The 13,196-nt window shown below is 58.9% G+C and carries 14 protein-coding genes; 3 read left to right on the forward strand and 11 right to left on the reverse strand.

Annotated features, from left to right (window positions below; translation table 11 throughout):
* Positions 1-16: 16 nt before the first annotated feature.
* The 5 genes from AB4N41_RS03880 to rplM all read right to left on the reverse strand — a co-directional run bounded on the left by AB4N41_RS03880 (position 17) and on the right by rplM (position 3,712).
* Positions 17-799, reverse strand: a complete 783-nt coding sequence (locus AB4N41_RS03880; protein ID WP_252876881.1) for a cytochrome c1 — start codon at positions 797-799, stop codon at positions 17-19.
* On the reverse strand, positions 799-2,010 hold the full coding sequence (locus AB4N41_RS03885; RefSeq protein WP_016773261.1) for a cytochrome b: 1,212 nt from the start codon (positions 2,008-2,010) through the stop codon (positions 799-801). The genes AB4N41_RS03880 and AB4N41_RS03885 overlap by 1 nt, the downstream gene beginning before the upstream one ends.
* Positions 2,010-2,603 (reverse strand): ubiquinol-cytochrome c reductase iron-sulfur subunit, encoded by a 594-nt coding sequence (gene petA / locus AB4N41_RS03890; protein ID WP_007917031.1) that lies wholly within the window; start codon positions 2,601-2,603, stop codon positions 2,010-2,012. Before petA ends, AB4N41_RS03885 begins: the two co-directional genes overlap by 1 nt.
* A gap of 273 nt (positions 2,604-2,876) precedes the next feature.
* Positions 2,877-3,269: a 30S ribosomal protein S9 gene (rpsI, locus tag AB4N41_RS03895; RefSeq protein ID WP_003228056.1), complete on the reverse strand. Its 393-nt coding sequence runs from the start codon at positions 3,267-3,269 to the stop codon at positions 2,877-2,879.
* 14 nt (positions 3,270-3,283) lie between these two features.
* Positions 3,284-3,712 carry a 50S ribosomal protein L13 gene (gene rplM / locus AB4N41_RS03900; protein ID WP_003228062.1) on the reverse strand — a complete coding sequence of 143 codons (429 nt, stop codon included), beginning with the start codon at positions 3,710-3,712 and terminating at the stop codon, positions 3,284-3,286.
* Between the two features lie 244 nt (positions 3,713-3,956).
* Here rplM and AB4N41_RS03905 point away from each other — a divergent pair, with 244 nt between their 5' ends.
* On the forward strand, positions 3,957-4,997 hold the full coding sequence (locus tag AB4N41_RS03905; RefSeq protein WP_252876882.1) for an NADP(H)-dependent aldo-keto reductase: 1,041 nt from the start codon (positions 3,957-3,959) through the stop codon (positions 4,995-4,997).
* A gap of 156 nt (positions 4,998-5,153) precedes the next feature.
* Here the strand turns inward: AB4N41_RS03905 and AB4N41_RS03910 are convergent, their stop codons facing one another.
* Positions 5,154-6,290 carry an acyl-CoA dehydrogenase family protein gene (locus AB4N41_RS03910; RefSeq protein ID WP_041479969.1) on the reverse strand — a complete coding sequence of 379 codons (1,137 nt, stop codon included), beginning with the start codon at positions 6,288-6,290 and terminating at the stop codon, positions 5,154-5,156.
* 250 nt (positions 6,291-6,540) lie between these two features.
* On the opposite strand from AB4N41_RS03910, the gene AB4N41_RS03915 reads away from it, so the two are divergent.
* Positions 6,541-7,437, forward strand: a complete 897-nt coding sequence (locus AB4N41_RS03915) for a GlxA family transcriptional regulator (RefSeq protein ID WP_163012735.1) — start codon at positions 6,541-6,543, stop codon at positions 7,435-7,437.
* 171 nt (positions 7,438-7,608) lie between these two features.
* Here AB4N41_RS03915 and zapE read toward each other — a convergent pair whose 3' ends face one another.
* The 3 genes from zapE to AB4N41_RS03930 form a co-directional block, all read right to left on the reverse strand.
* Entirely contained in the window at positions 7,609-8,703 is a 1,095-nt protein-coding gene (zapE, locus tag AB4N41_RS03920; RefSeq protein WP_016773254.1) for a cell division protein ZapE, read from the reverse strand.
* 90 nt (positions 8,704-8,793) lie between these two features.
* On the reverse strand, positions 8,794-10,149 hold the full coding sequence (locus tag AB4N41_RS03925; protein WP_041479971.1) for a tryptophan--tRNA ligase: 1,356 nt from the start codon (positions 10,147-10,149) through the stop codon (positions 8,794-8,796).
* Between the two features lie 24 nt (positions 10,150-10,173).
* Complete coding sequence (locus AB4N41_RS03930) at positions 10,174-10,803, reverse strand: alpha/beta hydrolase (RefSeq protein WP_252878192.1); 630 nt, start codon at positions 10,801-10,803, stop codon at positions 10,174-10,176.
* Between the two features lie 144 nt (positions 10,804-10,947).
* Here AB4N41_RS03930 and AB4N41_RS03935 point away from each other — a divergent pair, with 144 nt between their 5' ends.
* On the forward strand, positions 10,948-11,382 hold the full coding sequence (locus tag AB4N41_RS03935; protein ID WP_042609742.1) for a Z-ring associated ZapG family protein: 435 nt from the start codon (positions 10,948-10,950) through the stop codon (positions 11,380-11,382).
* Between the two features lie 255 nt (positions 11,383-11,637).
* Here the strand turns inward: AB4N41_RS03935 and AB4N41_RS03940 are convergent, their stop codons facing one another.
* Both AB4N41_RS03940 and AB4N41_RS03945 read right to left on the reverse strand, forming a co-directional pair.
* Entirely contained in the window at positions 11,638-12,372 is a 735-nt protein-coding gene (locus AB4N41_RS03940) for an OmpA family protein (protein ID WP_041479972.1), read from the reverse strand.
* Between the two features lie 120 nt (positions 12,373-12,492).
* Positions 12,493-13,137, reverse strand: a complete 645-nt coding sequence (locus tag AB4N41_RS03945; protein ID WP_024014263.1) for an MBL fold metallo-hydrolase — start codon at positions 13,135-13,137, stop codon at positions 12,493-12,495.
* Positions 13,138-13,196 lie beyond the last annotated feature (59 nt).

Genomic DNA, 13,196 nt, shown 5'->3' on the forward strand with positions numbered 1-13,196 from the left:
CAATGCTTGAAGCGTATCAGTGCACGTCTTTCCAGTATTCACGCTTGAGCAGGTAGGCGAACACAAAGAAGAACGCCAGGTACAGCAAGACATAAGTACCGATGCGCTGATGTTGCAGCTTAACCGGGTTAGCCGAGTAAGCCAGGAAGGTTACCAGATTCTTGACCTTCTCATCGAACTGCTCTTCGTTCAGAGCACCGGACTTAGGCACGATGGTCAACTGATCACACGCTTCATGGGTCAGCGGCGTGCCGGTCAGCGGATCGTATTGCTTCTTGCCTTCCTCCACGATCTGCACCTGCTTGCAGCCGACGACCTGCCGACCTTGCAGGCCGACCAGCACGTTAGGCATGCCGACGTTCGGGAAGACCTTGTTGTTCACGCCCCATGGACGCGCCGGGTCTTCGTAGAACGACTTCAGGTAACCGTACAGCCAGTCGGTGCCGCGTACCCGCGCCACCAGAGTCAGGTCCGGTGGCGCCGCGCCGAACCAGATCTTGGCGTCGGCCGGCTGCATGCCGATGTTCATGTGGTCGCCAATCTTGGCACCGGTGAATACCAGCTTCTCCAGCATCAACTCGTGCGGAATGCCGAGGTCATCGGCAACGCGCTCGTAACGCTGGAACTTGGCGCTGTGGCACCCCATGCAATAGTTGGCAAAGGTCCGTGCACCATCCTGCAGGGCGGCTTTGTCGGAGACGTCGATATCGACACTTTCCAGTTCCGGACCATGGCCCCCGGCAGCAAAGGACAGGGAAGGCAGCGCAGCAAAAATCAGAGCAAGAAATAACTTTTTCATCAGCCAGTCACCCTTTCCGGAACCGGTTTGGTCTTCTCGAGCCGGGTGTAGAACGGCATCAGAATGAAGTAGGCGAAATACAGGAAGGTGCAGACCTGCGACAGCAACGTGCGCCCCGGCGTCGGCGCAAGAACGCCGAGGATGCCGAGAATCACGAAAGAAATGCAGAACACCACCAGCCAGATTTTGCTCATCCAGCCCTTGTAGCGCATCGATCTCACCGGACTGCGATCCAGCCATGGCAGCACGAACAGCACCGCAATCGCCGCGCCCATGGCGATAACGCCCATGAGCTTGTCCGGCACCGCACGCAGGATTGCGTAGAACGGAGTGAAGTACCAGACCGGGGCAATGTGCTCAGGCGTCTTGAACGGGTTAGCCGGCTCGAAGTTTGGTTTTTCGAGGAAGTAGCCGCCCATTTCCGGGAAAAAGAACACAATGAAGCAGAAGATGAACAGGAACACCACGACGCCGACAATGTCCTTCACCGTGTAGTAAGGGTGGAACGCGATGCCGTCCAGCGGGATGCCGTTTTCGTCTTTGTGCTTCTTGATATCGACGCCGTCAGGGTTGTTCGAGCCCACTTCATGCAGCGCCAGAATGTGCAACACCACCAGACCGAGAATCACGATCGGCAGCGCGACAACGTGCAAGGCGAAGAAGCGGTTCAGGGTGATTCCGGAGATCAGGTAGTCACCACGAATCCACTGGGTCAGGTCATCGCCGATCAGCGGAATCGCACCGAACAGCGAGATGATCACCTGGGCGCCCCAGTACGACATCTGGCCCCACGGCAGCAGGTAACCCATGAACGCTTCGGCCATCAGCGCCAGGTAGATCAGCATGCCGAACACCCAGACCAGCTCGCGCGGTTTCTGGTACGAGCCGTAGAGCAGGCCGCGGAACATGTGCAGATAGACGACGATGAAAAACGCCGAAGCGCCGGTCGAGTGCAGCAGACGCAGGATCGAACCGTACTCGACGTCGCGCATGATGTATTCGACGGAAGCAAATGCCTCTTCTGCCGACGGCGTATAGCTCATCGTCAGCCAGACGCCGGTGACGATCTGGTTGACCAGCACCAGGAGCGCCAGCGAGCCGAAGAAATAGAAGAAGTTGAAGTTTTTTGGTGCGTAATATTTGCTGAGATGGTCTTCCCACATTTTGGTCGCGGGAAAGCGCGCATCAACCCAATCCATGAACTTGCTCATCACGCTTTCTCCGTATCGACGCCAATGACAATCAGGTCATCGGTCTCATAGGAATGCGGGGGAACTGGCAGGTTCAAAGGCGCAGGTTGCGACTTGTAGACGCGGCCAGCCAGATCGTAGTGGGAACCGTGGCACGGGCAGAAATAGCCGCCTACCCAGTCCTTGCCCAGATCCGCAGGTGCCACTTCGGGACGGAAGGTCGGTGAGCAACCCAGGTGCGTACAGATCCCGATCAGCAGGAGAATTTCCGGCTTGATCGAACGTACTTCCGGGTCGACATAAGTGGGTTGCGTGGAGTTTTTGGAGGTCGGATCGGAGAGCTGACCCTCGATCTTCTTGAGATTCCCCAGGATTTCCTCGGTACGGCGGACAATGAACACCGGCTGGCCGCGCCATTCAGCAATCATCTGCTGGCCTGGCTCGATTTTGCTGACATTCACTTTCACCGGTGCACCGGCAGCTTTCGCCTTGGCACTGGGAAACCATGACCCCACGAACGGGACCGCAGCCCCCACCGCTCCTGCAGCACCCACCACGGATGTGGCTGCCACCAGGAAGCGACGCCGGCCTGCATTCACGCCGTCATTGCTCATTCAGTCCTCTCCCATCAGCTTTTTTGGCCTGTTAAATCAGGCGTCTACTAAATAAATCAAATGTTACTTATAAAAATTTTGCCCGAATGGTAATGAAAACCCCCAATTCTGACAAGGTTAATTCCCTGGGGCTCAACCCCTCAAGCCTTGGAGTATAGGGGGTCTACGGCTGTGGCAAGTTGTCACAACGCAATTCTTTGATAAATCGCACGCATAAAAAAACGCCCGCTTCCGTGAGGAGGCGGGCGTTCTTTTTTGAACGTGGAAGCGGAATTAACGCTTCGAGTACTGCGGACGCTTACGCGCTTTACGCAGACCAACTTTCTTACGTTCAACTTCACGGGCGTCGCGGGTAACGAAGCCAGCTTTGCGCAGAGCGCTACGCAGGGTTTCGTCGTAGTCCATCAGAGCGCGGGTGATGCCGTGGCGGATTGCGCCAGCCTGACCACTTACACCACCGCCGATCACGGTGACGTAGATGTCGAACTTCTCGACAGTCTCGGTCAGCTCCAGCGGCTGACGAACTACCATGCGGGCAGTTTCGCGGCCGAAGAAGTTATCCAGCGAACGGTTGTTGATGGAGATGTTACCAGTACCCGGACGCAGGAAAACGCGTGCGGTTGCGGTCTTGCGACGGCCAGTGCCGTAATTTTGAGTCGCCGACATAATGAACTATTCCGTTAAATCTTCAGTTCTTGGGGCTGCTGAGCAGTATGAGGGTGTGCAGCGCCCGCATAGACTTTCAGCTTACGGTACATGTCGCGACCCAGTGGGTTTTTAGGCAGCATGCCTTTAACCGCGGTCTCGATCACGCGCTCAGGGGCTTTGGCGATCAGCTTTTCAAAGTTGATCGACTTGATGCCGCCCGGGAAACCGGAGTGGGAGTAGTACATTTTGTCAGTGGTTTTAGCGCCGGTAACACGGATCTGCTCGGCGTTGATGACGACGATGTAGTCGCCGGTGTCAACGTGAGGAGTGTACTCAGGCTTGTGCTTGCCACGCAGACGGCTCGCGATTTCGGTGGCCAGACGACCCAGGGTCTGACCAGCAGCGTCGACGACAAACCAGTCGCGCTTTACTGTTTCCGGTTTAGCAGTAAAAGTTTTCATTCTTTATAGCCTCAGGGGCCGCCTGTAAATAAGACGGCGGATCTTACTGAATAGTGCGTACTTTGACAAGTCAAAGGCAGCCGGATACAGACGCTTTCGGGGGCTCGGGTCGGCGCGTCCGTTCAACGGCAAGATTCTTCGGCGGCGGCGCATCACTTCCACTGCAGAAAGAGGTCGGCAATTATGCAGATTGCGAAAAATTTTTCAACCTGCTTTTATGATTGTTTTGCCCAAGGAGCACCCGATGGACTATCGCCAGCTAGGCCGTACCGACCTGAACGTGAGTGCAATCTGCCTCGGCACCATGACCTGGGGCGAGCAAAACACTGAAGCTGACGCCTTCGCCCAGATCGAAAGGGCCAAGGAAGCCGGGATCAATTTCCTCGACACCGCCGAAATGTATCCGGTGCCGCCCAAAGCCGAAACTTACGCCACCACCGAGCGCTACATCGGCAATTACTTCAAGAGTCGCGGTGACCGTGCCGACTGGATCCTCGCCAGCAAGATCGCCGGCCCCGGCAACACCATCGACTACATCCGCGACAAGAACCTGCGCCACAACCGCCAGCACATCACCGAGGCGCTGGACGGCAGTCTCAAGCGCCTGCAGACCGATTACATCGATCTGTATCAACTGCACTGGCCGGAACGCAGCACCAACTTTTTCGGACAGCTGGGCTACAAGCACAAGATCGAAGCCAACCTGACGCCGCTGGAAGACACCCTCGAAGCCCTCGACGAACAGGTGAAGGCCGGCAAGATCCGCCACATAGGCCTGTCCAACGAGACGCCGTGGGGCACCATGCGCTTTCTGGCTCTGGCCGAAGCCCGTGGCTGGCCGCGTGCAGTGTCGATCCAGAACCCGTACAACCTGCTCAACCGCAGCTTCGAAGTCGGCTTGGCCGAGATCGCCATTCGCGAACAGTGCGGCCTGCTCGCCTACTCGCCACTGGCGTTCGGTTTCCTCTCCGGCAAGTACGAGGGTGGCGCCCGTCCAGCTAAAGGCCGTCTGAGCCTCTACAGCCGCTTCAGCCGCTATTTCAACCCGCAATCCGAAGCGGCGTGCAGCCGTTACGTTGCATTGGCCCGTGAACACGGTCTGGACCCGGCGCAAATGGCACTGGCCTTCGTGACCCAGCAACCGTTCGTCACCAGCAACATCATTGGCGCGACGACGCTTGAGCAACTGGACAGCAACATTGCCAGTTTTGATCTGAAACTGTCCGATGAAGTGCTGGCCGGGATCGAGGCGATTCACAAGGATCATCCGAATCCGGCGCCGTAACTGACCGCCAAAAGCTTCGCGAACAGGCTCGCTCCCACAGTGGAACACTGTACCTGTGGGAGCGAGCCTGCTCGCGAAGGGGCCAGTCGGATTACCTCAACAGCGGAACGCGGAGCGTCCCCGGCGGCATTCCCACGCAGAGCGTGGGAACGATCATCAGAGCGACCGCGCAATAATCTCTTTCATGATTTCATTGGTGCCGGCATAAATCCGCTGCACCCGCGCATCCGCCCACGCCCGGGCCACCGGGTATTCCCACATGAAGCCGTAGCCGCCATGCAGTTGCACGCATTCGTCGAGCACTTTGCATTGCAGGTCGGTGCCCCAATATTTGGCCATCGCCGCCGTCGGCACATCGAGTTTGCCTTGCAGATGCAACTCCAGGCAGCGGTCGACAAAAACCCGGCCGATCTGGATCTCGGTAGCCATCTCGGCCAGTTTGAAGCGGGTGTTCTGGAAATCGGCAATCGACTTGCCGAACGCCTTGCGATCACGGGTGTAATCCAGCGTCCATTGCAACGCCGCTTCAGCCGAGGCCAGGCCGCCAATCGCCACGGTCAGGCGCTCTTGCGGTAACTCCTGCATCAGATAGGCAAACCCGGCCCCCGCCTGGCCGAGAAGGTTCTCCTTCGGCACGCGCACGTCCTGGAAGAACAATTCGGAGGTGTCCTGCGCTTTCATGCCGACCTTCTCCAGGCGCTTGCCTTTCTCGAAGCCCGGCGTATTCGCCTCCACCAGAAACAGACTGGTGCCCTTGGCCCCAGCCTTGGGGTCGGTCTTGGCCACCACGATGACCAGATCAGCCAAAAAGCCGTTGGTGATAAAGGTTTTCGAGCCGTTGATCACATATTCGTCACCGTCCAGAACCGCCGTGGTTTTCACCCCTTGCAGGTCGGAACCGGCGCCAGGCTCGGTCATGGCAATCGCCGTAACCATTTCGCCCGAGACCAGTTTCGGCAGGTATTTGTGTTTCAACGCCTCGCTGCCGTAATGCAGGATGTACGGCGCGACGATGTCCGAGTGCAGGGAAAAGCCGATGCCGGTGAGTCCCAGACGCCCGACTTCCTCAATGACCACGGTGCTGTAGAGGAAATCCGCGCCCAGCCCGCCGTACTCTTCCGGCAGGTGCGAACAAAGCATCCCCGCCTCCCCCGCCTTGTTCCACAGTGCGCGATCGATGTGCCCCTGCTTCTCCCACTGCGCGTGATACGGCACGGCCTCTTTCTCGAGGAAAGTTCGCACACTGTCGCGGAACAATTCGTGCTCGGGGCTGAACAGGGTTCTAGGGATCATGCGGCACCTTTCTTTGTTGTTGGAGGGATTCGGCTCTCAGAGACTAAGCCCCGCTTCCGCTACGGGACACTGGACACATCCGACAAAAAATAAGACGATCCAGCCGTCTGGTGACCACTTTCCCTTATAAAAACAAAACAAAAGTTGAATTATGTCTAAGCACGTCTCCCCGCCCTTGCGGCGCGTCAGCATCCTGGCCATCGATCGGGTTTTCGCTTACACCCTCATGCAAGCCAAGGATTTTTTCCATGTGGCCAGCCTGCGTTACGGCAAACAACTGGGCCACGGCCTGACACCGGCGTTTGAAACGCGCCTGGTCAGCCCGGATGGCAAACCGGTAAAAAGCTTCAGCGACGTGGTCATGCCGGTCGACGGTGGCCTGGAAAACGCCGATGTGATCATCCTCCCGGCGTTCTGGGACGACTTCGATACGCTGTGCGGCCGTTATCCGCAAATCCTGCCGTGGCTGCGCGAACAGCATGCGCGCGGCGCGGTGTTGTGTGGCGAAGCCACCGGGGTGTTCTGGCTCGCCGAAGCCGGACTGCTCAACGGCAAGGAAGCGACCACCTACTGGCGCTTCTTCAATGCCTTCGCCGAGCGTTTCCCCAAGGTCTATCTGAATCAGGACAAGCACCTGACCGATGCCGACAATCTCTACTGCGCCGGCGGTACTACCTCGGCATGCGATCTCTATATCTATCTGATCGAACGCTTCTGCGGCGCGAACGTGGCGCAAGCCGTGGCCCGCGACATCCTCTACGAAGTGCAGCGCAGCTATTCGCCGGGACGTATCGGTTTCGGTGGGCAGAAGCTGCATCAGGACGTGATCATCCTGCAGATCCAGCAGTGGCTCGAAGAGCATTTCGCCGACAAGTTCCGCTTCGAAGACGTCGCCCGCGAGCACGGCATGAGCATCCGCAACTTCATGCGCCGCTTCCAGACCGCCACCGGCGACAAGCCGCTGCATTACTTGCAACGCCTGCGCATCGAGACGGCCAAGGGCTTGCTTTCGGGCACGCGCAAGAGCATCAAGACCATCAGTTATGAGGTCGGTTACGACGATGCGAGCTTCTTCGCGCGACTGTTCCGCCAGCACACCGAACTGTCGCCTAACCAGTATCGGCAGCAGTTTCAGCAGGCTGCGTAACTCAACTGCGCGATCCAATGTGGGAGCGAGCCTGCTCGCGAATACGTACTTACCTGCAACATTGACGTTGCTGACACTGCGCTTTCGCGAGCAGGCTCGCTCCCACAGGGAAAAACTTCAGCGCATAAAAAAGGCCTGCAATCGCAGGCCTTTTTTTTGCCGAGACTCCGCTTAAGGCTTGTGCGCCCGCGACAGAAACTCGTGGGATTGCATCTCCAGCAGTCGGCTCAGCGTGCGCTGAAACTCGAAGGTCAGGCGTCCGCCGGTGTACAGATCCTTCAACTCGACTTCGGCAGAAATGATCAGTTTGACGTTGCGGTCGTAGAATTCGTCGACCATGTTGATGAAGCGACGGGCGATGTCGTCGGTGGTGACGCTCATCTGTTCGACGCCGCTGAGCAGCACGGCGTGGAAGATCTTGCCCAGTTCGATGTAGTCGTTCTGGCTGCGCGGGCCGTCGCACAGTTCGCGGAAGTCGAACCAGGCCACGTCGTCGCAGGTGCGTAGAGCGCGGATTTCGCGGTTCTCGATGATCAGCACATCGTTTTCCACCGCTGCCGTGCACTCCGGCGTCAGCGCCTTGAAGCTCTTGCGCAGGCTTTCGTGGGCGGCTTCGTCGAGCGGATAGTGGAACAGCTCGGCTTGCTCGAGGTGACGCAGACGATAGTCAACACCGCTGTCGACGTTGACGATCTCGGTGTTCTGCTTGATCAACGCGATGGCCGGGAGGAAGCGCGCGCGCTGCAGGCCATCCTTGTACAGGCCGTCCGGAACGATGTTCGACGTCGCGACCAGGGTCACGCCGTTCTTGAACAACTCCTCCATCAGCGTGCCGAGGATCATCGCGTCGGTGATGTCGGAGACGAAGAATTCATCGAAGCAGATCACCCGCGACTCGGCCGCGAAGCGCTTGGCGATGATGGTCAGCGGGTTTTTCTCGCCGCCCAGGGTCTTCATTTCTTCGTGCACACGCTTCATGAAGCGGTGGAAGTGCGTGCGGGTCTTTTCCTTGAACGGCAATGCTTCGAAGAAGGTGTCGACCAGGTAAGTCTTGCCACGACCGACGCCGCCCCAGAAATACAGGCCCTTGACCGGTGCCTGATCCTTTTTGCCAAACAGCTTGCCGAGCAAGCCCGGCTTGTTCTGGTCAGCGGCGATCAAGTCGTCGTACAGACGCTGCAAGTGACGCACAGCAGTTTCCTGCGCGGCGTCATGGAAGAAGTCCGGGCGTTTCAGATCAGCTTGATATCGTTCTAGGGGCGTCATAATTCGTTAGCAAGGCAACAAAAACGGGCCGTCACTGTAGCGACGGCCTGTGGGAATGGCAATCGGCCCTTGGTCGGGTCGTGCCGCCGATCAGTCTTGAGCTGGAGTCAGCGCGACGCGCAACGCCTCGATGGCGGCGTCCCGCGCACCGATGTCGGCAAACGCCGGGCTGTCGCCCACGCACTCACCGGCCAGCCAGACGCTGAAGCTCAGTTCTTCAGTACGCACATCCAGGGGCTCGCCGGACTGCAACTGTTTGGTCGCCTGGCCGGCGGTTTTGCCGTCGGCGAAGTTACGCGACAGCAGCAATTGCTCGCCATCGGCCGCCAGCAGACGGAAACGGAAGCTGCCGTCGTCCTCGCGGAAGCTGACGAAACGTGCGGCTTTCGCGGCTTTCTTCTTGGTAGTCGCGGCCACCTGAACCTGATTGACGAAAGAACGCAGGCCAACGGCTTCACGCAATTCGTTGAGGAACGGAGTGGCCACGGCGCGAGCCTTCTTCGCACCAATCTGCAGGATGTCTTCCAGGTCCGCCGGACGCTCGATCAACTGGTGATACTTCTCGCGCGCCTCGCCCAGCTCATTGTCGAGCAACTGGAACAGGCGATTCTTCGCCTCGCCCCAACCCAGACCACCGAGCAGTTCGCTGCGGAATTCGTCAGCCTGCGCCGGGGTGGCGAAGGCCTGGAACAGAGTGAACAGGTGCGAGTTATCGGGATCTTTCGCTTCGCCCGGGGCCTTGGAGTCGGTGACGATCCGCGAGATCGCGTCCTTCATTTCTTTCGCGCTGCTGAACAGCGGAATGGTGTTGTCGTAGCTCTTCGACATCTTGCGACCGTCGAGGCCTGGCAAGGTCGCCACGCTTTCTTCGATCAGCGCTTCGGGCATGGTGAAGAACTCTTTGCCCTGGCCGAACAGATGGTTGAAACGCTGACCGATATCGCGGGCCATTTCCACGTGCTGAATCTGATCGCGACCGACCGGCACCTTGTGCGCGTTGAACATCAGGATGTCCGCTGCCATCAGCACCGGGTAGCTGTAGAGGCCCATGGTGATGCCGGCATCCGGGTCTTCACCGGTTTCGAGGTTCTTGTCCACCGACGCCTTGTAAGCGTGCGCACGGTTGAGCAGGCCCTTGGCGGCGACGCAAGTCAGCAGCCAGGTCAGCTCGGGGATTTCCGGGATGTCGGACTGGCGGTAGAACGTCACGCGGTCGACATCGAGGCCACCGGCCAGCCAGGTCGCGGCGATTTCCAGACGCGAGCGCTGGATGCGCAGCGGGTCATCGCATTTGATCAGGGCGTGGTAATCGGCCAGAAAATAGAACGAATCTGCCTGGCTGTCGCGGCTGGCGAGGATTGCCGGGCGAATGGCCCCAGCGTAGTTGCCCAGGTGCGGCGTGCCAGTGGTGGTGATGCCGGTGAGAATGCGGGTACGGTTGGTCATGGGTAATCGCTTGTCAGACTGCAATCAATTCGAGAGACGCGGCAGCAGCAGATCCTTGAGATCGGTCAGCTTGCCGTGAAAAAAGTGTCCGCATTCTGCCACTTTCAGCAGCTCATGGGGGCGCTGGAGTTGTTCCGACCACTGGTAGACCAGTTGCGGATCGATGACTTCATCGGTTTCCGGCTGGATCACGGTCAACCCGCCGTGCTGCGGCAGTTGATCCTCCTCGCCCAGACGCATCACCGCCGGGGCAACCATGAACAGGTGCTCAAGCTGCACGCCCTGGGCTTCGAGACGGCCGCCGAGACTTGCTGCAACAAATCCGCCGAAGGAGAAACCGAACAGGGTCAGCGGCAGATCCGGGTGTTTTTCCCGCAGCCATGTGGCGGCGGCCTGGGCGTCGTCGACTTCACCGGTGCCCATGTCGTGCGTGCCCTGGCTGGCGCCGACGCCGCGATAGTTGAAACGCAAGGTGATCAGGCCTGCATCGCGCGCGGTGCGCTGCAGGGTCGAGACGACCTTGTTGAGCATGGTGCCGCCCTGTACCGGGTTCGGATGGCAGATCAGCGCGATGCCGCGCGGCTGCTCGTTATCCAGATACAAAGCCTCAATTTGGCCGACAGGGCCGTCAATCACTACAGGGGTTTCACGCATCAGCAAGGGAGGAACTCCGTGACCTCGAATCGGGTCGACTCGTCTAGCAAATTGTCTGTGCCAATCTATTGCGAGTGAATCGCGGTATACAGCGCAGGTTCGAGCCGTTAACGTAAAGCAAAGCCGTTTATAGAGGAAGGACTCGTGGAACACTCGCTCTTAGTTTGGTTGTTACCGACTCTTGCCCTGGTTGTGGGTGTCGCCATTGGATTCCTGATCGCGCGCGTTGCGCCGAACGCCGCACCGAGCCGCACGCAGCGTCAACTGGATGATATCCAGGAGCGTTTCGACAGTTATCAGAACGAAGTGGTCACCCACTTCAACAGCACCGCGATGCTGGTCAAGAAACTGACCCAGAGCTATCAGGAAGTGCAGGACCACCTCGCCGAGGGCGCCAATCGTCTGGCCCTGGACGAGCAGACCCGCCAGCGCCTGATCGCCGCCCTGCACGCCGACGCAGCGCAGGCACCACGTGAACGCCTGACGCCACCGCGCGATCAGGAACCACCGCGTGACTATGCACCGAAGAATCCAAACTCGCCGGGCATGCTCGATGAGCATTATGGTCTGAAGAAGTAATCGGGTTTCGCGCCCAACAAAAAGCCTCCGGACAATGCTGTTGTCCGGGGGCTTTTTTGTATCGGCTGATTTTGCGGTGACAACACTGGCCTTTTCGCGGGCAAGCCCGCTCCCACAGGGGTCAGGTGTGGAACACAGATTTTGTGGCCACCGCCAATACCTGTGGGAGCGGGCTTGCCCGCGAAGAGGCCGGCACTGCCCAGACAAAAAAATGCCCGATCACAGGATCGGGCATTTCTTCATTCAGGCAATCGCTTATGGATACTGCTGCACCGTACCCGGCTGTTGCTGCTGACCACCATACTGCTGGCCCGGAATCGCCTTCAGGTTGACTTCGACCCGGCGGTTCTGCGCGCGGCCATTCACGTCGCCGTTGCTGGCAATCGGGTTATCCGGGCCGGCGCCACGGGCCGACAGGTTGGCACCGCTGACACCTTGCGAGGTCAGGTAGGTCGCCACGCTCTGCGCACGACGCTGGGACAGGTCCATGTTGTGCTGGCGGCTGCCGGTGCTGTCGGTGTAACCGACGATTTCGATCTGGTTCTGGTTGAACTCCTTCAGCGAGTTGGCCAGGTTGTTCAACGGCTGGTAGAAACTCGGGGCAATGTTCGCCGAATCGGTGGCGAAGGTGATGTTGCCCGGCATGATCAGCTTGATCTGATCGCCCTGCCGCTGCACTTCAACGCCAGTGTTGGCCATGCTCGCGCGCAGTTTCTTTTCCTGCTGGTCGGCGTAGTAGCCGTAGCCTGCTGCGGAGGCACCGACGACAGCAGCGCCGATCAAGGCGCCCTTGCCACGGTTGTCGTGACCGATGGCGGCACCGGCGAGTGCGCCGGCCAGTGCACCGAGGCCACCGTATTTGGCGGTTTTGCTCATGCCTTGCGAGCCACCGTCGGCCTGACCCTGATTGTCATACGGATTAGGCGAGGCGCAGCCGGACAGCACGGCCACGGCAGTAGCGACAATAATCAAACGACGCGTGGTGAACATGGAGAGCTCCTGGTTTTCTGCATTCTGTGGTGCAGCGGCCACTGATCAATCAATGGACCTGCGCGGGCGTTGGATCATGACAATGCCTAAAAATTCCGCCCGCTGCCCGTGACAAAAAATTCAGGCACGCACAAACGGGTTCTCGCGCATCTCATCACCCAGACGCGTGTCCGGGCCGTGCCCGGTGACAACCGTTGCGTCCTCGTCCAGCGTATACAGCCGCTGCTTGATTGAACGCACGATGGTCGCCTGATCGCCACCCCACAAATCCGTGCGCCCTACCCCGCGACGAAACAGCGTGTCGCCGGCTATCAACAGCTTAGCCTCGGAAAACCAGAAGCTCATGGAACCGGGTGTATGTCCCGGCGTGTGCAGGGCCACGCCGCAACCGCAGGCGAGTTCTTCGTCATCGCTCAGCCAACGATCCGGCGACGGCACCGGGGTGTAAGGCACGCCAAACATCTGGCATTGCATTTCAAGGTTGTCCCAGAGGAACTGGTCTTCCTTGTGCAGATGCAGGGTCGCACCGGTTTTCTCCTTCATTTGGCCGGAAGCCAGGAAGTGATCGAGATGGGCGTGGGTGTGGATGATGCTGACGACTTTCAGGCCATGCGCATCGAGACGCGCCATGATCAGGTCGGGGTTGCCACCCGGGTCGACGACAATGGCTTTTTTGGTGATCGGGTCGCCGATGATCGTGCAGTTGCACTGCAATGGGCCGACGGGGAAGGTTTCGCGGATAAGTGCAGGGCTGGGCGTGGTCATGGAAAAATCCTGGACAGGGTCAACGCCGTTGGCAACGGCCGATGGCGAATTTTACCGTC

The organism is Pseudomonas sp. S2_A10 (genome assembly GCF_054668465.1).